Genomic DNA, 18,959 nt, shown 5'->3' with positions numbered 1-18,959 from the left:
TCACACCTTCAACTGTTCAAACTCGTATTCATCATAAAGAAGCTGTTTTTCAGTCCCATTCCAGAAATAACGTATCACTGTCACGTAAGGGGCGTTCTTCGGCCTTACAAGCTCGGCTATGGATAATTTTGATACGGTGTCGTAATCTCCCCACAGCGCCTGTGAGTTCATAATGTAGTTGAAGTCCAGCTCCTCCACGAGCTGAAACATATCCCGTATGTTGTTCTCATCTACGCCGGCAAATGCTTCATCAAGCGAAATGACGAACGGAGCATCAGCTCTTGCTTCCTGGTAGCGGGAATAGGCTGCGGAAAAAAGCGGAATATACATGGCCATCGCTTTTTCACCGCCGCTGAACTTAAAGAAGTCGTTGTTCGTCAGCTCCTTTTTGCGTTCTCCTTCCCTTGTGTAATAAAGGGTGAAGGCGAACCATTGCCTGTAGTCGAGTATATCTTTTATTACCTGATGCAGCGTTGTGCCGAAGCCTTCGACTTCCGCAAGTTCCCGGGCCCTGGAAATTTTTGAACGGAAGTGGCTTGTAACCCGCTCCATGTCCGCCTCCATTAAAAGTCTTGGATCGGTCCTCAGCAAGTCAACCAAATCTTTTGTATCCATTTCCTCTTCGGCATCGGCTGTTTTTGGCCTCCATCTGATCGAAAAAGTAAGCCCTGAAGAAGGATCCCTGTTTTCCATTAAATGATTAATTTTTTTCACCCAATGCTCGGCACGATGTATCCTGCCTCTGATAATCCTTCCCACGCTGTTTAAAATGATCTCTTCATATAGCTCCCTATCCCGTTCATTTAAAACTTCGTTTTGTACATAAATGTCGTTTTCAACTTCTTTCAGCGCGGAATAGGGGCTGATGCGCTGGCCTTTGAATTCGAGCTTCAAAATGACCCGCCTGTTCTTTTCCCATAAATGGCGGCTATCCCATCCGGAGGATGTTTCAAACTGAAATTGCTGTATTTCTTCGGTTAACCGATATTCCACAAGGTTTTGCTGTTCTTGGAAAAAAGCTCTTGTCAGTTTTTCATGTACAGATGTCCGGGTCTCTTTTCTCAAAATTTCTCCCGCTTTCTTGATAACAATCCGGGCCAGCTCGTCTATCTCGGCAGTTTCCGGAACCGAAATGTCTGTCAACTGCAGTTTAATTTCCTCCGTCAGAAATGACTTTAATATTTTTGCAAGCTGCTCATCACGTGAAATGTCATTTATACAGGCATCCAAGTCCTCTTCGGCTCGTTCTTTGTCTTTTTGCGCCCCTGTTAATTCTCCTGCAAGCTCGGGAATGCGCTCATCAATATAGGCCAACTTTCCTGTCACCCGTTCGATTTCATTCCTGATTTCATCGGCGCCCAGTTCATGAAGCCTGCTTTCCAGCTGCTGCAGGCTGAGCTGTGTTTTTTCCATCAAGTGTTGCAGACTGTTCATTTCACCCTTCAGTTGCAGAAGATCCTCCACGATTTCTTGCAAGTTTTCCTGATGGGTTTCTATATGGCCCTTTGTACTTTTATATTGACCATATGCCAGCTGCATCTCCTGTAAGTGGTTGGAATAGGCGTTCATTTCGGCCTTTGCCTCATGATACGCATCGGAATTGAACTCTAATTCCAAATCTTTCGCAAGGGCATGGAGTTCAGAGCGGACAACTTCCCACTGATCAAAGGCGGCTTTCATTTTTTCGTTTTTTTCCTGCTTGTCCAACTGGGCCACTTTCGTTTTTGCTTTAGCTTGGATGTATTCTTGATGGGCGGTTTGCGCATCTGCATCACTCGGGAATTGTTCAAACGCTTTTCGGGCTGACTGCTGTTTCAAAACGGCCTCTTGATGATCGCTTGCCAACAATGCGACTTTTTCCTGAAGCTGGCTGATTTCCAGCTCCAGTTCCTTAATTTTTCCGAGCCGGTATTGTTCCCTTGCCAATACTCCGATCAGGCGGGGTCCTTCAAGGGGAGGCGCCTGCCCTTTCACCATTGACAGGCGGTAACTTCCCGAAAGGGAAACGGATGCCCCAGCCGGATTTTCCTCATCCGTAATTTCAATGCTGGAGAGAATATCTTCAATCTCATGTGCCAGCATCGCCGTCTCTTCACTGAAAGCCGGCTGAAGCAAAGCTTTAAGTGTTTCCTTTCCTTTAACAGGGCAGGGAATCAACACTTTGTCATGCTTAATGGACGAGGTGCTTTTTTCCGCAATAAGCGCATCAAGAATCCCTGCTTCTTTCAGTGCAGCTTCGATTCTTTCTTTCTCCTGTTCACTTACATGACCCTGAAATTCCACGGCTTTATAGAAGGGGACAAAGTCAATTCCCTGCTTCTTCAATAAGCTTCTCGCTTCAATTGTTTTTGGGTGTCTTTCCGGTTCCGGGTCTTTTTTATTCTTCCAATCATTCAATTCCTGTTCTTTTATAAGCTTCTGCTTTTCGACTGTTTTTATTTCAAAGTCAAGCGCCAGTTCCCTGTTTTTCCACTTTTGTTCAAATGCAGAAAGCTCTTTTTGGATCGGCTCTTTTATTTGTCCGTATGGATAAGAGTCATATAGACCGTGGATTAAATGGGATGTCTGCTGATACAACTCATTTGATGCTTCCATAAAATCGGCGTCCTCGTACCATGTGATGATTTCATGCAGAAGCCTGTCTTTTTCCTCAGAAAATAAATGCTCCCATTTGTTTTCGTCCCTAATGGCTTCGTCCAGCTTTCTGTCAGCATCGCCATGGGCTTTGCTTGCATCCTCATAACGGCTCTTTTCCCTGTCATGTTCAGACCATTTCAGTAAAATTTGTTCTATCAGATTGGCGTACTGGCGGGCTTCGTTTTTCCATACTGTAAAATCAAACGTTTCCTCTTTTAATCTTGAAAAATCGGATGCATTAATGGCATGCTTATGAAAACCGGCGGTTTCTGCGTTGATTGATAGTTCCTCAAGCCAATCTTCCATTTCTTGTTCACTTTTATCCCGGGTAAGCTGCAGGTCTTCAATTTTTTTCTTTAATTCACCTTCACGTGCAAGCTTTTGATCATATGATCTTACTTTTTGAGAGGACTCTTTGCTGTATTGTTCCAGCTCCTTCAGTTTCTTTTGCCTCTCTTCTTCAGCCTGAAAAACTTCGTGCTGTTCCAGCTGTCTTTTTGTTTCTGTAAAAACTTCCTTTTCCTGCCGCAGCCGATTTTCTTCTTTTTCTCCCTCTGTCAGCAGGTTTTCAAATTCGGAAATCATCTGTTCGAGTCTGTTTTTCTCTCCCGTACGCTCTTTGAGCGCTTTGACTGCTTTTATATAATCGTCTGCTTTTTCGGCCAGCATATATTGGTTATAATTGTCATATTGTTTGCAGAGACGCTGCAATGAGGCATGGTCGCGTTCAAGCTGGTCAAGCTGCTGTTTGGTCTGATCCATCATTTCAATCGTATCGGACAAAGGACGAAGCTCGTCGTCCGATAATTCGGGAAGAGAACTTTCCAATATGCCGTAAATGACCGTAGGCTTGAAATCCTTCGAAAGCTTCGGGCTTCTCAGTTGGATAATCAATTTAATCAGTTCATCGTATGCATCCAGATCTTCGAAACCAAAGATGGATTTATTGACAAGGTCCATATATTCCTTTTGAGTGTAAACGACTTTTCCGCCAATCCCGATTTTTGTCTCCAGCTCTTTTTTCGTCAGGGGGATTTTTTCATAATCGCCGCCGTTTTTCTCTTCTTTATACAAGAAAAAATCCTTGCCGACCCGGCGGTTGTCCGTGATGGAAAAGCCCCAGAAATCCAGGCTTTTCTGCCGCTTGGCCCTAAGTCCGATCCCGGTTGTCACATATTGTTCGCTGCCTTGCCGCTTATATTCCAGAAACAGGTAGCCTGTCCGTTCATCACGCTGGGTGACATCTTTTTCCCCAAGCAGGTAATCTTCCATTTTTCTCGCACGTGACCCAAAGGGATCAAGGCGGTCGGGGCTTTTCCTTCCATCCAGCAAAACAGGTATCAGGCTTTGCATCGTCACAGACTTTCCGGATCCGTTGCTGCCCCGGAGCAACAGTTTACCATCGGCAAACTGGAATATTTCATCGTCATAATACCAGAAATTAACAAGGCCTGCCCTGTTCATCTTCCATTTATTTTCTGTCATCCTTTTCTCCTCCTTGAAAATCGTCCGGGTACCTTCCTGTCAGCCTGCCAAGAAGAGGAAGAATTAAAATCATCTCTGTCTCCTCCTCCAACTCTGCCATTTTCCATTGACTCATGACTGCAAGAAGCTCTCTTGCCAGTTGTTTCGTGGAAGCTTCACGGTGAGCCTTGCTCCAGCCGGCACCGAACTGTTTCGAACACTCTTCCAAGAGTGATTCAAAATCGGTTGCTGTCATGCGAACAATCCCGTAATCATTCGGGGGGAACTGTAAAAAAGACTGGCGCAAAACACCGGAAAATTGCAGAACGATGTCCATGATGGCTTTTTGGTCCGGGAACAAAACAGCCTTTTGCTTCTTCTCCGGAGCGACCAGCATAGCTGCATTTTTATATAATTCGAATTGGTAGTCTGTATGTTCTTCAATATCATCTCTTAATCTGTTTCTGAAATTACGCAAATAGTGAAAGTCGGGATCATCTTGTTGCTTCCGGTACATGGCGGGCGACAAAAACAATTGTCTATATACACGATGCCGCCTCTCATCATTGGATGAAGCTGCTTTATCGTATTGGATCAGTTCTTCGATTGAGTCAAACTGGAACAGGTCTTTCGGATAGGACCGCATGAAATATCGTGAAACTATGGGAACTTCATAAAGAACTTCCTGCTCTTCATTTAATTGGAATCCTTTGATATCGCCGTCTATGGCTTTTAGGATGCCAAAGTCTATCGCCGACTGGATGACCCTGATCAATGATTTCCTATGTTCATAGTGGGTCCAGTCAAGCTGAAAAACGCCGGGATAAGTCGCGGATAATTCTTCAGTAAGATCGGATAATAGAAACTGTTCATCTACCGATTTGCTTTCAAGAAACCCAAGAAGGCAGCAAAACATGGCGTAATCCATCGGAGACTGGAAGGATGTGATTCCCATCCAGCTTTCCGGCTCTGACGGGATTTTTTCAAGTTTGATAAAATGCTGGTGTACGATAAAACGGAATCCGAACTTTTCTTCTACATATCTGCGTACGCTGTGTTCCCGTTCCCGGATCAGTTGGTATTCTTCCGACTGTGTTTCCCTTAATATCCAAAACTGTTCCATCAGCAGCTCCAATGCCGCTTTCGCTTTCTCATCAAAGGCTTTTACGTCTTTTTCCATCATCATCCTCCTGCGGGAGAAACCGTATTTGAAAATTGGGCATGTGCAATACCCCGTCTTTCGATTCCAGCCGGATCAGGGTCTCATCGATCAGGCCGACTGTCAGTACGCGGCCGGATTCGACTTTAATGGTCCGGTCCTTTTTGGCCATCGCTTTTCCGACCCACGACAACAGAACTTTTCTTACCTGCGGCTCAATCACCGGAAGGCTTTTAAAAGTGATCGTGTTTTGATCGATATATTGCTCGATCATCCGCTGCTCGGCTTCTTTCTGTTCCATATAATCATTAAGAGCGGCGATTTTCTCCAATTTATGATTTTGAATGGCTGTCGGCTTGGTTTTCTCCCGGTATTGTCTTGCACGCGGTTTGATGATTAATTCGGAAGGCTCCTCATCCCAAATATCCGAATAGATGTTTTCAGTCCGTTTCTCCTCCGCGTATATATGACGTGAATGCGAAACGCCGAAAACGAGAGAGGAGAGGCAATGGGCCTCATTGATGTCAGTCAAATGGGCAAACCAATCCGCCAAATGAAGATAATCTTTTTTCCTGCTCCGAAAATGCTGATGTCTCTCACCAAGTCTCTGAACAAAGCGGGTCATTCTACGGATTGTTTCATTCGTGCTGTTTTGCAGTCTTTCCAACTCGCTGGGGCGCCCGTCTTTTCCCAAAAACCACTCCTTCAGGTTGTCCCATTGTTCCTGCACCGATTGTTGGATTTCTTCAGCGGTCAGTGTCTGCTGGTCCAGTCTTGGTATACTTGCCTGATAATCCGCCTCACGTTTGGCGACATGTTGAATTGTTTTTGATGGCAGGCCGCTTATGACCGATTCGATTTGCAGGCTTGTTTGCTGTAAGGAGATGATAAAATCACGCAAATATTGGGTGAAATGATCTTTATAGGTCAAAAAGGCTTCGGTCATCATTCGATCTTCAATATTTTCGCTTGACAGGTAAGCGATATAATCGGTCGAGTTTTGGACGATCTTCGTAAAATAATCATAGATATCTGTCCAAATCCGGTGCCACTCTTCGTCCGTCAAGTTTGAATCCGTATTTTTACCTGCTTCGGAAAGCTTTCGCAATGATTCATAGAGTCGATCGAATAATGTCTTTTCCAGGGATCCCCCAAACCCTTCACCCATGTTTTCCAAAGACATGACCATTCTTTCTATTTCTACTGTATAGGGGCTGCACTGGTAACGGAATCTTTTCTTTTTAAACTCTTCTATTGTTTTCACGTTGCTCGTTTCTTGGCGGGCATATAAATTTTTCCATTTCACAAGCTGGTTTAAATCATGCTCAAGCATTTCCATTGTATATTGTGAAAAATGCTCAAACTGCCGTAAATGTGCATAGACCTCTTCAGGATAGAGGAAGTGCTGCATCCTTTCGTGCCTTTTGTAAAAATACCGCAAAATCGCCCGATATCTGCCGGCATTATCAGCGGTTAAATAAGATGCCTCAGTGATAGGCTTTAGCAAACGCTCGTCCAAATGGGCTCACTGCCTTTCTATGTTGTTTTTTGGTCTTTTAAGGAAAATAATAATTGGGGAGAAAACGGGGAAGGTGAAGAAAAAAGGAGAATAGTCAATTTGCTTCATTATAACACAGAATAATAGGTAAATAGATTGGAAGTATACGTAATATTTCATATACAAATATGCCGGCTATGCTATAATTGTCCACAAAGAGGAGGTGGAAAAAAGAAATGGAAGCAGTCTTGAAAGAAATTTTAACAAAGCTGGTCGATTTGGATAATGGTTTCCAAGAGGTGCGTACGGAGCTTCAGGAAGTGAAATCTGGTCAAAAAGCGATGGGGACGGAGCTTCAGGAAGTGAAGTCTGGTCAGAAATCGATGCAGGTGGAGCTTCGGGAAGTGAAGTCAGATCAGAAAGCGATGCGTGCTGAAATTCTGGAATTGCAGAAGGACCAGTGGAAGATGCGGTCTGAACTTCAAGAAGTCAAGACTAACCAAAAAGCAATGTATGCAGAACTTCAGGAAGTTAAAACAGAGCTGCGCGGCAACAGTGAAAAGATTGATAACCTGACGAAGGAGATGCGCAGTCATTTTAAACAAGTCGAGGCCAGACTTGATGAACATCAATCTATTTTCAGCATTGTTTCAGATGAAATGAAAACAATGAAGGCTCATATTCCTGGGTGGAAAGGCAGGTAAACATGATATGATGCCCCGCAGCGGATGCCCCCAGGTTTGTCTTCACAAGAATTCTTCATTCAAAAGCCGCAAAAATCAACCACAACCCTTTCTTTACAAGGCTCCGGACATCCGGAGCTTTTTCCTATTGAAAATAATTGTGTTTCCATATTCAAAACCCGGGTATACATTGAAACGAACCACAAAAGTCAACCCAAGGAGGAGAACACTAATGGATAAGGAAATCATCGGAATTTTCCACTCGGAAGAAGAAGCCATCCGGAAGGTTGAGGAATTGGAAACGCAAGGTTACGACGCAAGTGATATATATGCCGTTGCAAAAGATGAGGATGACGTGTCAATGGTGCGCGGCAGAACAAATATTGACGTGAAATCTAAAGGCGGCAACTGGTTTGACCGCTTTGTAGGATTTATCACAGGGGAAGAGCCGGTGAGGGAGGCCTTGCATAATGCGGGTCTGGACGGCCCTGAAATGGACGACTACTACCATGAGATCGATAACGGCGGAATTTTACTGTATGTGGACAAGGAATATGGCCGCATACATGATTCTCTTGAAGAACATATGAATGACAATCCGATGAATGTGCATAATGCCGATACTGAAATGCATACTGAATCGAATTTTGTGCCTCATAGCGAGGTGGACGCAACTTCTCAAACAAGCGGAATGAACACAAGCGAAGATACGGCTGAAGAAGCCCGCATGCAATTGTATGAGGAAAAGCTTCGTGTCGATAAAGAGCAAGTAGAAAGCGGCGAAGTCAGGGTCCGGAAAAATGTTGTGGAAGAGGAACAATCTTTCGATGTACCGGTAAGCCGTGAAGAAGTGTATATCGAACGCCGTCCGGCAGATGAAGCTAAAGCGATGGATGAAGCATCTGCGGCGTTTGAAGAAGATGGAGAAAGCATACGCATTCCGTTAAAGGAAGAACATGTGGAAGTGACGAAGAAGCCGGTTGTCAATGAAGAGCTCATTGTGGGCAAAAAGAAAGTTGAAGATACTGAAACCGTAAGAGAAACGGTTCGCCGTGAAGAGGCTGACATCGACGAAATGTATGGAGAGCATCGTGATGATAGTGAAAATATGGATAACAGCAATATAAATACGGCCGCCCGGATAAATGAGGAGTCTGACTTCGGAAATGCCTCCACCCTTGATGCCAGGATGAATGAAGGGCAGCCAAGCGGAAACAATGTGCTTGCAAATGATAGTGGAATAAATGTGCAGAACGATCCCAATATCGACGAAAGGAGCAAACTTGACGAAGAATTGGAGAAAAGAAGAGCTGAAGTGCAAGCGAAAAATTACAATCCTTATTCCGGCGAAAACAGAAACCATAGATTATAAGAAGAACAAAGCAAGGGAGCGGCTCCGAATCTGCTCCCTCTTTCGTTTTTCCGAAAAAAATGGTTCGCTTGATCAATCGGGGTTTTCTCACGGTAAATGAGGGATAACCAGCAACGCTACATTTCTTTTTTAATTTTTTCCAACAGAACACGGCACCCTTCACTCACCAAGTCGTATGTTTCCTGGAAGTCCCCTGTATAATATGGATCAGGTACATCCTTTTTTGCATCCGTCAAGTCAAGAAGCCGGACGACCTTGGGGTCGTCAGGCTGTCCTGTTATCCTGGAAATATTCCGGATGTTCGATTCGTCCATTCCCACTATGTAATCATATTCTTCGAAGTCTTTTTTGGAAAATTGCCTGGCAACAAGCCCTTCGGTGCTGACATTGTATTCTGCCAGCTTTTTCACCGTGCCTTTGTGCGGCGGTTCCCCGATATGCCATGAACCTGTACCAGCGGAATCAACCGAAATTTTTTCGCTCAAACCTTCCTTTTCGACCAAATCCCGCATGATCGCTTCAGCCATCGGCGAACGGCAAATATTACCCAAGCAGACAAATAATACTTTAACCATACACACGTCTCCCTATTGCGTCTAATGTACCTGATATAGTAGCATATAGAAATGGCAAAGTGAATCAACCTGCCCGGAATTGTTATTGATTTGTGGGAATTGTCATTTATAATGAATATTGGCAGATCAATAGATTTATAAAAACGAACCATTAAAAGGGGAAAAATTCATGGCAAGACATAAACCGAAAAAGAAATCAAAAACTTTAAAGATCGTGCTGTCTGTTATCCTTCTGCTAGTTGTTGCCACAGCCGGATTTGCCTTCTCGATCTATCATAATATTAATAAAACGGCCAAAAACATGCACAATCCGCTGGAACGTACTCCGGAAGTGGCGAGGGAGGCGAATCTTTCCCTTAATAAGAAAGAGCCTTTTTCAGTGCTTATGCTTGGGGTCGATGAACGCCCTGGCGACCGCGGCCGTTCCGACTCCATCATCGTGATGACCGTCAACCCGAAGACAGAATCGATCGATATGCTCAGCATTCCAAGGGACACGAGGGTCGAAATTGTCGGCAAAGGCATCGATGACAAAATCAATCACGCATATGCATTTGGCGGAGTTGAAATGTCAATGAATACGGTTGAAAAGTTTCTTGACATTCCGATTGATTACTATATTAAGATTAATATGGAAGGATTCAAGGAGATTGTGGATGCTGTCGGCGGTGTCGATGTTGACAACGACATTGATTTTTCTGTCGGTAAAAAACACTTCCCGGAAGGCCGGATTTCCTTGAATGGCAGAGATGCCCTGGCATATGCCCGCATGCGTTATGACGATCCGCGCGGAGACTTCGGACGCCAGCTGCGCCAGCGCCAAGTCATCCAGGGTGTGATCAATAAAGGAGCCAACATCTCGGCGATCTGGAAATATGACGATGTCCTTGATGCACTGGGAAAAAATGTTGAAACAAATCTTTCATTCGATGAAATGAAGGATATTCAAAAGAACTATAAAGAAGCGCGCCGGAAAATTGACCAGTATCAAATTGAAGGACAAGGGACCAAGATTGATGGCATTTGGTATTACCTTGTTCCCCAAGAGGAAAGGGAAAGAGTCCAAGGCGTGCTGAAGGAACATCTGAATATTTGACAAAACGGAAAAGGCGGGACTGCAAATGTCAAGTGTCCCGCCTTTATTATTCCAATAAAAAGAGGTGTTTCATGAGAAAACGTCACATATGGCTGATTGCAGCCATTGCATGGGCCGCGGCCATTTTTATCGCCACGCATTTGCCATCCTCCACAGGCGGAAATACACAAGTTTTAATAGAAAAATTGTTTGGTCTGTCTTCAGGGCAGGCAGCTCTTGTGAATGTGGCATTCCGCAAGCTGGTGCATCTGGGAGCGTTCGGACTGCTGGCGGTACTCCTTTTCAACAGTTTTGAAAAAAGCAGGTTTCTATTGGCATGGGTCATTACAACCGTGTATGCGGCAACAGATGAAATTCACCAATCATTCGTTCCGGACAGGACGGCTTCTGTATGGGATGTAGTGTTGGATTCACTGGGAGCCCTAATCGCTTTGGGTATGATCAAATTGTTAAATCAACGATCTTACAAAAAGTCCTAGCATGTGGGAATAGATTTCTTCAAATTGGGAAAGAGGCAGCGGATTTTGCCCTTTGCCCAGTTCAATGGTAAAGCCCGGCTTTCTGAAATCCTGGATGAACCAGTCTTTATAACCGGTGTAGTTGTCGATGTAGCGGACTGCTTCATATCCGCTGAGTCTGGCAAAATCCTTTGCAAGCTTCTTTGACTCCGGCGGCTCCAGTCCTTCATACCCCCAATAAATTTCCTGCCCTTGCGTATGAAGGGCGAGCAGCCGGTCATATTTTTCCGTTCTGGCCAGCCCGGCCATCGTTTTAGTCTCCGGTTCGGAAAGAGGGGTGTAGCCCGGAAAGTCACGGGGGCCCGGCTCTTTCGGCTTCCTTTCTTTTTCAAACTCCCACTTGGCCGGGAATTGCTTATTCAAATCCACCCCGCGAATATTCGCCTTCCAGCCGGAAAAGTCCCGGCTATCCCTATTCAGCCTGACAAGCTCGGCTTCCCTTTCGGGCGGGGGACCGTTCAGGACAAGATTGACACCATCAGGATTCACCATCGGGATGGCATACAGCCGGCTCTCCGTATACATCGTTAATGCAGGTATGCCCTTGATCGTCAAACCGCTGGTGAGGGCCAGCATGTAATCGTTTAAAAAACGCATGAAAATAGGTGTAGTGATCCATTCATTTGCATGAAAGGACGCATTGATCTGTACTTTTCTTCCCTTCCGTCCAATCTGCATTTCATGCAGGGGGTTCCCGAGTACGCTTTTTCCCGCTTCCCGCCTTTTAATAAAAGGATAAATCGCCATCAGCCTGTTCATATCGCGGGACATTTTCTGAAAATCATACGGTTCATTGCCATCGATGACCCTTGACATGACTCTTACCGGAATATTGATCTGCTGTCCGGCAGTTAGTTCATTCGGATTGATATCCTGGTTTAAAATCAAAAGGGCATCTACGTTTACACTCCGGTCTTGGGCAATTTTCCAAAAGGTATCGCCGGGCCTGATCGTATACGTTCCTGTTAGGTAACCGGGAATTTGGATTGTCTGTCCAACTTGAAGGGCGTTTGGATTGGCAAGATTCGCATTGGAATCGAGGATCAAAATGAACGGGATATGAAATAACTGGCTGTAATGCCAAAGCGTATCTCCTGACCGTACCCGGATTTCCATAACCGTCCCCCCAAAAATTGTCTTTATCATAACTAGGTGTATGTTCATAACAGATAAATATGATGATAGAATGAAAGGTGAATGATCTTTTTGAAGGAAGTGAACGAACATGCTTGGAGCGGTTGAAGCCGGGGGGACCAAGTATATTTGCGCTGTCGGAACCGAAGACGGGAAGATAATGGAGCGCGTGCAGATCCCAACGGAATATCCGGGAAAGACGATCCCGAAAGTGATTGAATTTTTTCAAAAACATCAAATAGATGCTCTTGGCATCGGTTCATTCGGTCCGCTGGACTTGAATGGGCAAAGCGATACATACGGATATATCAAAGCAACACCGAAGCCCGGATGGGTCAACTTCCCGCTTGTGGAAACGATGAAAAAAGCTTTAAATGTTCCGGTCGCATTTGATACGGATGTCAATGCGGCCGCTTGGGGTGAATTTCTTTTTGGTGCCGGCAAGGGGCTTGGCATCTGCTTGTACATGACCGTTGGAACAGGAATCGGCGCCGGAGCCGTTGTGGATGGAAAGATTCTTCATGGACTTTCCCATCCTGAAATGGGACATATTTTCCTTCGCCGGCATCCCCAAGACGAATTCGAAGGCTTTTGTCCATATCATGTGGATTGCCTGGAAGGTTTGGCAGCCGGTCCGGCAATCGAAAAACGGTGGGGGATAGAAGGGGCCGGGCTGCCGGAAAATCACCCTGCTTGGGAAATAGAAGCCCATTATTTGGCGCAGGCCCTGCTGCAATATATTTTGATTCTTTCACCCGAGAAAATCATCATGGGCGGCGGAGTGATGAAGCAGCCGCATTTGCTTCAGCGCATCCACCGTGAAATGGAGCGGTTATCCAAAGGCTTTCTCACATTGCCGCAGCCGGAAAACTATATTGTTTCACCAACACTCGGCGATGATTCAGGGATATTGGGTGCCCTGATGATGGCGAAAGACATTGTCTATGGAAAATAAATTCTATTGTCAAAAAGAAATTTTCCCTAATAAAAAAGACGGGAGTCTTTACTCCTGTCTTTACAAAAAAAGGATCTTACTTTATGTCTGTTTCCATGTATAGCTGCCCGCCTTCGGATATGCCAGCTTGCCCATTTGTCAGCTCCGTCATCCATTCCCGGAATTCGTTGACCTGATCCTCTTTTACATAAACTTCGATTTCAACAAGGTCGGAATAATGGATGTCTTTCAATTGAAATTCAGAGGAGCGGATTTCGTTTTCAAGTTTTCCAAGCCATGTATAATCGGCTTTCACATGCATGACGGTCACGAGAGTCCGCCGGACGGTCCCGACGGCATCAATCCCTTCAGAAACCGCTCTGCCATAGGCGCGGATGAGCCCTCCGGCCCCTAACTTAATGCCCCCGAAATACCTTGTGACGACAACAACTGTATCTTTCAAATTTCTTTTCTTCAGCACTTCAAGCATTGGAACTCCGGCGGTTCCGCTCGGCTCGCCGTCATCATTTGCTTTTTGGATCTGGTCATTTTCACCGATCATGTAGGCTGAACAGTTATGGGTGGCATTCCAGTGTTCCTTTTTAATTTCTTGAATGAAAGCCTGCGCCTCTTCCTCAGTCTCGGCCCTTTTAACATGTGCGATGAACCTTGATTTTTGAATATTGATTTCATGGGTACCCGTCGCTTTTACCGTCAAATATTGTGCAAGCACGACCCTGCTCCTTTCAAAAGGCTAATTATTTTCCCAACTAAAATAGTGTGTTTAATAAAATTATACATGATATAATACTTTTAGTAGAATGGTAGGTATGTCTTATCACCTATTTCCAGTATACCGATCCGAAAGGGGGACCCCTCGAGGAAAATGGCACTTAAGAAAGTGAATATAAAAGAGCTGGATAATATTGTCGAACAGATGATCAACACCGTGGACCGCAGCAAGCACGAGATTTTCCAGATTGGCGAGCAGTGCCGCCGTGACCATGACAGCATATTAAAAGAACTGGAAAAAATCAAGGAAGAAGTCAGCAAAGTCATTGATGAAGGCGATAAACTGGAAGTGCAATCAAGGCTCTCAAGACAGCGCCTGTCCACCATAAGCCTGCACTTTAAGGAATTCAGCGAAGAACAGGTGCGCACCGCATATGAACAAGCCCATGATCTCCAAACGAAATTAATGATAAACCGGCAACTGGAAAAACAGCTCAGAGAGCGAAGGGATGATCTTGAAAGGCGCTTGCTTATTCTGCAGCAAACGATTGAGCGGGCAGAGATGCTTGTCTCGCAAATTTCGGTCGTATCCAATTATTTGGTAAGCGACATCAAAGAAATGGGTGAAGCCCTGGAAGATGCGAAAATGAAGCAGGACTTCGGTTTACGCATCATCGAGGCTCAGGAAGAAGAAAGAAAGCGGCTGTCCCGTGAGATCCATGATGGGCCCGCGCAATTGCTCGCAAGCGTCCTGATCCGTTCCGACTTGGCGGAAAAAATGCATAAAGAAGAAGGACCGGAGCGATCACTTGAGGAAATACGCAGCCTCAAGAAAATGATCCGTACGACCCTATATGAAGTCAGGCGCATTATTTATGACTTGCGCCCAATGGCCCTTGATGATCTCGGGCTGATTCCGACATTGAAGAAATATTTGGCGACAGTCGAGGATTACCACAAAACAACGAACATCGAGTTCGTTTATTTAGGGAAGGATACGAGACTTCCATCGAAATATGAAGTGGCTCTTTTTCGGCTCATCCAAGAAGCTGTACATAATGCGTTAAAGCATGCTAAGGCAAAGACCATCCAGGTAAAGGTTGAAGTGCAGCCTGAGAAGGTATACGTTCTTGTGAAGGATGACGGCATCGGCTTTGACGTCAGCGTGAGAAAGAGCGGAAGCTACGGTATGATGGGAATGAGAGAGCGCGTCGAAATATTGGACGGCCTGTTCACAATCCATTCCAAACAAGGAGCGGGAACAGTCATTTCAATCAAGATACCCATCATTTGATTAAAAAACAATCAAGGGGGAATAACGAATGCAAACAAAAATAGCCATTATTGATGATCACGAATTGTTTCGCGAGGGTGTAAAGAGAATCCTGGAATTTGAAAAGACTTTCTCTGTCGTGGCAGAGGGTGAAGACGGCTGTGATGCAGTTGGGATTGTTGAGGAATATTCCCCGGATGTAGTCCTGCTTGATATTAATATGAAAGATACAAACGGCATCGAAGCAACAAGGCAGCTGATGGAGACTCATCCGGATTCAAAAGCGATCATCCTTTCCATCCATGATGAGGAAGCATATGTAACGCATGCCATGAAGACCGGTGCCGCGGGCTATATGTTAAAAGAAATGGATTCAGACGAGCTGATCGGTGCAATCAAAGTTGTGGCAGACGGAGGTTCCTATATTCATCCGAAGGTCACTCATAAACTGGTGAGGGAATACAGGAGACTGGCCAACCAGCACAATAAAGGAACAGGCTACCAGCAGCCGGAAGTGAGAGTGCCCCTGCATTTGCTGACAAGCCGCGAATGTGAAGTCCTGCAGCTGCTTGCTGACGGAAAAAGCAACCGCGCTATCGGGGAAACGCTTTATATAAGCGAAAAAACAGTCAAAAACCACGTGAGCAACATTTTACAAAAAATGAATGTCAACGATCGTACCCAAGCGGTCATCACAGCCATCAAGAATGGATGGGTCGAAGTACGATAATATTGAGGCCGGGATGCAAAGAGGCATTTCGGCCTTGTGCGGTCTGAATATGAGGCGGCCAACCGGGCGCCGGACAATCTCTGACTTTCTAATTGAGCGTATTTTAGATTATTGCTGCCCGCGCGATATTCTGAATAATCGCACGAATGGCAAGTGATGAGAGGTGATATATTGAATACGAAGTTTTCTCGTTTATCTGACCCCCTGCAGCAATTCTCTCCTGAGCTTCAACGATTTTTATTCGGACGAATGCTCCTCTTGAATGAAATCCCATTTTCCAAAGAAGAGATTAATGTACATATCAAAAATGGATATATTGAAGAAGTCCCCGGATTAAGGCTCAGTAACACAGGATGGCTGTGTCATCGCTGCGATAACCGGGTTGGCAGGCTTTTTTCGAAATTTCCTTGTGCATCATGCGGAAAGGACTGCGTCTATTGCAGGAAGTGCCTCATGATGGGAAGAGTGTCACAATGCACGGACTTTTATCGTTGGACCAGCCCTCCTTTGAAATGGGATTCCGGTAGCCATTTGCAATGGGACGGTCAGCTTTCCAAAGGACAGGAAGCTGCTTCTGAAGCGGTGGTTGCCGCTGTCCGGAACAAAGATGAATTTCTTGTATGGGCGGTATGCGGCGCTGGAAAAACCGAGGTGCTATTTTCAGGCATCAATGAAGCGTTGAAGCTTGGCCATCGGATCTGCATTGCGACTCCGCGGACGGACGTTGTATTGGAGCTGGCGCCCCGTATTCAAAAAGTGTTTCCCTCTGCCGAAGTCTCCGCACTGTATGGCGGCAGTGAAGACCGTCACCGATTTTCTCCCATCACGATTTCCACTACTCATCAACTCCTTCGTTTTCACCATGCGTTCGACACGATGATTGTCGATGAAGTCGATGCTTTTCCATATACATTTGATGCAAGCCTGCAATGGGCAGTAAAAAAATCGGCCAAGCCGGAAGCTGCGCGAATCTATTTGACCGCAACCCCGAGCAGGAAATGGCAGGATGAATGCCGGTTTGGAAAGCGAAAATTCATTAAAATACCTGCCCGCTTTCACCGCAGGCCGCTGCCGCTGCCGCGATTTGCATGGTGTGGAAATTGGCAGAAACGGCTGGAAAAGAGCCGGCTTCCCTATAATGTAATGGAGTGGACGGAAAATCGGCTGAAGCTCGGAAAACAGGCGCTTATTTTTCTTCCGCATATTGAGCTGATGAAAAAATCCCTTTCCATTTTTCAGAAGCTGCATCCGGCGATTGAATCCGTTCATGCGGAAGACCCGTTAAGGAAGGAAAAAGTAAAAAGAATGAGAGCGGGGGAGACACCGATTCTTCTTACAACAACCATTTTGGAAAGGGGCGTCACTTTTCCAAATATAGATGTGGCAGTGCTTGGTGCAGAAGATGATATTTTTACTGAGGCTGCCCTTGTTCAAATTGCCGGCAGGGTGGGCAGAAGTTCGGAATACCCCTCAGGGGATATTACTTTTTTTCATTACGGCAGGACAAAAGCGATGATCCGGGCTTTGCTTCATATCGACCATATGAACAAGGAAGCGCAGAAGGCGGGGCTGCTCGATGAATAATCATTGTTTGTATTGCGACGCGGTCATTCAGGAGGAGATGACATGGAGAAAGTTTCTATTTGGGGCGCCTGAACAAAGTTTATGCAAAACGTGTAAAGGAAAATTGATAATCATCACGGATCCGGTTTGCCGGAAATGTTCCAGGCCGTTTGCCAAGCTGGAAGCTGAGTATATTCATGAAGATATTTGCCATGATTGCTTTCGCTGGGAAAAAGACTCGAAGTGGAAGGGCGTCCTTGAACGAAATGTTTCCATATATGATTACAATGATTTTTTAAAAGAAATGTTGGCACGCTATAAATACCGGGGGGATTATGCGTTGGCGAAGGCATTTTCGCCGGAGGTCCGAAGCATCGTTTCAAGGGCGTCCTTCGATTTGGCCGTGCCGATTCCGTTGAGCAGTGAGCGGCTGATGGAGCGGGGGTTCAACCAGGCCGCCGCTTTGGCAGCTGAGGCCGGGTTTGAAACGTTTGATGCGCTCGTGCGGATCCACGGTGAAAAGCAATCGAAAAAATCCCGGGAAGAGAGGATTCACCTGAAACAGGTTTTTAAAGTGAATCAAGACGTTTCAGGAAAAGTTATTCTTTTAATAGACGACATTTATACGACAGGATCGACGCTTCATCACGCAGCGCATGCCCTGATGGAGGCTGGTGCGAAAAGTGTAAGCTCTTTTACATTGGCGAGGGGGTGAATTTTTCAGCGAAGATTATCTAAACAATTATTCCGATAAACCGATATAATAGATACGAAACGTTGAAAGCAAGGAGGTTATCTGATGAAAATCAATTCTTTCAACAGGCCTGATACGAATCCGTATTCTAAGCAGATTAATCATGTAGAAAAGCAAACCCGCACAGAACGTATGGATGCGGATCAAATACAAATTTCCAAAGAAGCCAAAGAGCTCCAGCAGTCATCCAGATTTGATGCAGAGCGAAAAGCCCGCGTAGAGCAATTGAAAAATCAGATCGAGCAAGGCAATTATAAAGTCGATCCGAAAAAAGTTGCTTACAGCATGGCCAAATACTACTTCAACCAATAAATCGAAAGGAGGCTGTTCCATGTCTGCGGAGACTTTGATCAACAATCTGACCAGGCAGTATCAACTGCATGAGAGCCTGCTGAAAAATGCGGTCAAGAAAACGGAGGTCCTGAAAAAAGGTGATGTGGACAGCCTCCAGGAGATTATGCGCGAAGAACAGAAGCTGACAACAACCATCACCATGATGGAAGACGAACGGCAGACGGTTGCAAAAGCGTTTTTAAAAAAGAATTGGGACGGCCAAATCACGATTGCGGACTGCATAGCAGCCGCAAACCCCGAAGCGGCCGAAACGCTGAAGGCGCTGCAGGAACAGCTGATAACAGTGATTGAAAGGCTTCAGAACCAGAACGATCTGAACAAGCAGCTCATCTACCAATCATTGCAGTACGTCAACATGAACCTCGACCTGTTGCAGCCGGAAAAGGAAACGGCCGCCTACGGCAGGCCGGATGAGAAAAAACAACCCAAACCAAACAAGTCCTTCTTCGATTCAAAGGCTTGATTAATATAATTGAATGAGAA

Annotated in this window: 17 protein-coding genes; 11 read left to right on the top strand and 6 right to left on the bottom strand. The window is 45.4% G+C overall.

The window, feature by feature from the left end; all coding sequences use genetic code 11:
* From D4N35_RS04080 to D4N35_RS04070, 3 genes are read right to left on the bottom strand one after another with little or no spacing between them, the layout of a single operon-like run.
* Positions 1-4,122, bottom strand: coding sequence for a TIGR02680 family protein (locus D4N35_RS04080; protein ID WP_120070388.1), 4,122 nt, complete (start codon positions 4,120-4,122; stop codon positions 1-3).
* Positions 4,109-5,281, bottom strand: a complete 1,173-nt coding sequence (locus D4N35_RS04075; protein ID WP_120070385.1) for a TIGR02678 family protein — start codon at positions 5,279-5,281, stop codon at positions 4,109-4,111. Before D4N35_RS04075 ends, D4N35_RS04080 begins: the two co-directional genes overlap by 14 nt.
* Positions 5,256-6,779, bottom strand: a complete 1,524-nt coding sequence (locus D4N35_RS04070) for a TIGR02677 family protein (protein WP_120070382.1) — start codon at positions 6,777-6,779, stop codon at positions 5,256-5,258. Before D4N35_RS04070 ends, D4N35_RS04075 begins: the two co-directional genes overlap by 26 nt.
* Positions 6,780-6,994: 215 nt before the next feature.
* On the opposite strand from D4N35_RS04070, the gene D4N35_RS04065 reads away from it, so the two are divergent.
* Both D4N35_RS04065 and D4N35_RS04060 read left to right on the top strand, forming a co-directional pair.
* Positions 6,995-7,462 (top strand): hypothetical protein, encoded by a 468-nt coding sequence (locus D4N35_RS04065; RefSeq protein ID WP_120070379.1) that lies wholly within the window; start codon positions 6,995-6,997, stop codon positions 7,460-7,462.
* A gap of 211 nt (positions 7,463-7,673) precedes the next feature.
* Entirely contained in the window at positions 7,674-8,813 is a 1,140-nt protein-coding gene (locus tag D4N35_RS04060; protein WP_144462169.1) for a YsnF/AvaK domain-containing protein, read from the top strand.
* A 116-nt stretch (positions 8,814-8,929) separates the two neighbouring features.
* Here the strand turns inward: D4N35_RS04060 and D4N35_RS04055 are convergent, their stop codons facing one another.
* Positions 8,930-9,388, bottom strand: a complete 459-nt coding sequence (locus D4N35_RS04055) for a low molecular weight protein-tyrosine-phosphatase (protein WP_120070372.1) — start codon at positions 9,386-9,388, stop codon at positions 8,930-8,932.
* Between the two features lie 169 nt (positions 9,389-9,557).
* Between D4N35_RS04055 and tagU the strand changes: the two genes are divergently transcribed.
* The gene (gene tagU / locus D4N35_RS04050; protein ID WP_120070369.1) at positions 9,558-10,484 is read left to right on the top strand and encodes a polyisoprenyl-teichoic acid--peptidoglycan teichoic acid transferase TagU; all 927 of its coding nucleotides are present in this window, start codon (positions 9,558-9,560) and stop codon (positions 10,482-10,484) included.
* A gap of 71 nt (positions 10,485-10,555) precedes the next feature.
* Positions 10,556-10,963, top strand: coding sequence for a VanZ family protein (locus D4N35_RS04045; protein WP_120070366.1), 408 nt, complete (start codon positions 10,556-10,558; stop codon positions 10,961-10,963).
* Here D4N35_RS04045 and D4N35_RS04040 read toward each other — a convergent pair.
* A complete protein-coding gene (locus tag D4N35_RS04040) occupies positions 10,934-12,118 on the bottom strand; it encodes a M14 family metallopeptidase (RefSeq protein WP_120070362.1) in 1,185 nt (394 codons plus the stop codon). The two genes, D4N35_RS04045 and D4N35_RS04040, sit on opposite strands and share 30 nt — an antisense overlap.
* A gap of 109 nt (positions 12,119-12,227) precedes the next feature.
* Here D4N35_RS04040 and D4N35_RS04035 point away from each other — a divergent pair, with 109 nt between their 5' ends.
* On the top strand, positions 12,228-13,091 hold the full coding sequence (locus D4N35_RS04035) for an ROK family protein (protein WP_120070359.1): 864 nt from the start codon (positions 12,228-12,230) through the stop codon (positions 13,089-13,091).
* Positions 13,092-13,167: 76 nt separating this feature from the next.
* Here D4N35_RS04035 and D4N35_RS04030 read toward each other — a convergent pair whose 3' ends face one another.
* A complete protein-coding gene (locus tag D4N35_RS04030) occupies positions 13,168-13,803 on the bottom strand; it encodes a YigZ family protein (RefSeq protein WP_120070356.1) in 636 nt (211 codons plus the stop codon).
* 153 nt (positions 13,804-13,956) lie between these two features.
* Here D4N35_RS04030 and D4N35_RS04025 point away from each other — a divergent pair, with 153 nt between their 5' ends.
* The 6 genes from D4N35_RS04025 (at position 13,957) to D4N35_RS04000 (ending at position 18,939) form a co-directional block, all read left to right on the top strand.
* Positions 13,957-15,096 (top strand): sensor histidine kinase, encoded by a 1,140-nt coding sequence (locus D4N35_RS04025; protein WP_120070353.1) that lies wholly within the window; start codon positions 13,957-13,959, stop codon positions 15,094-15,096.
* Positions 15,097-15,124: 28 nt separating this feature from the next.
* On the top strand, positions 15,125-15,805 hold the full coding sequence (locus D4N35_RS04020) for a response regulator (RefSeq protein WP_120070350.1): 681 nt from the start codon (positions 15,125-15,127) through the stop codon (positions 15,803-15,805).
* A gap of 156 nt (positions 15,806-15,961) precedes the next feature.
* Positions 15,962-17,389 (top strand): ATP-dependent helicase ComFA, encoded by a 1,428-nt coding sequence (locus D4N35_RS04015; protein WP_120070347.1) that lies wholly within the window; start codon positions 15,962-15,964, stop codon positions 17,387-17,389.
* A complete protein-coding gene (locus tag D4N35_RS04010; RefSeq protein ID WP_120070344.1) occupies positions 17,382-18,083 on the top strand; it encodes a ComFC family protein in 702 nt (233 codons plus the stop codon). The genes D4N35_RS04015 and D4N35_RS04010 overlap by 8 nt, the downstream gene beginning before the upstream one ends.
* 84 nt (positions 18,084-18,167) lie before the next feature.
* Positions 18,168-18,434 (top strand): flagellar biosynthesis anti-sigma factor FlgM, encoded by a 267-nt coding sequence (gene flgM, locus D4N35_RS04005; RefSeq protein ID WP_120070341.1) that lies wholly within the window; start codon positions 18,168-18,170, stop codon positions 18,432-18,434.
* Between the two features lie 19 nt (positions 18,435-18,453).
* Positions 18,454-18,939 carry a flagellar protein FlgN gene (locus D4N35_RS04000; RefSeq protein ID WP_120070338.1) on the top strand — a complete coding sequence of 162 codons (486 nt, stop codon included), beginning with the start codon at positions 18,454-18,456 and terminating at the stop codon, positions 18,937-18,939.
* Positions 18,940-18,959 lie beyond the last annotated feature (20 nt).

The organism is Siminovitchia fortis, from assembly GCF_003605365.2.
Lineage (GTDB): Bacteria > Bacillota > Bacilli > Bacillales > Bacillaceae_C > Siminovitchia > Siminovitchia fortis.
The sequence above is the reverse complement of the archived record's forward strand: the minus strand, read 5'-3'. Positions and strand labels throughout refer to the sequence as shown.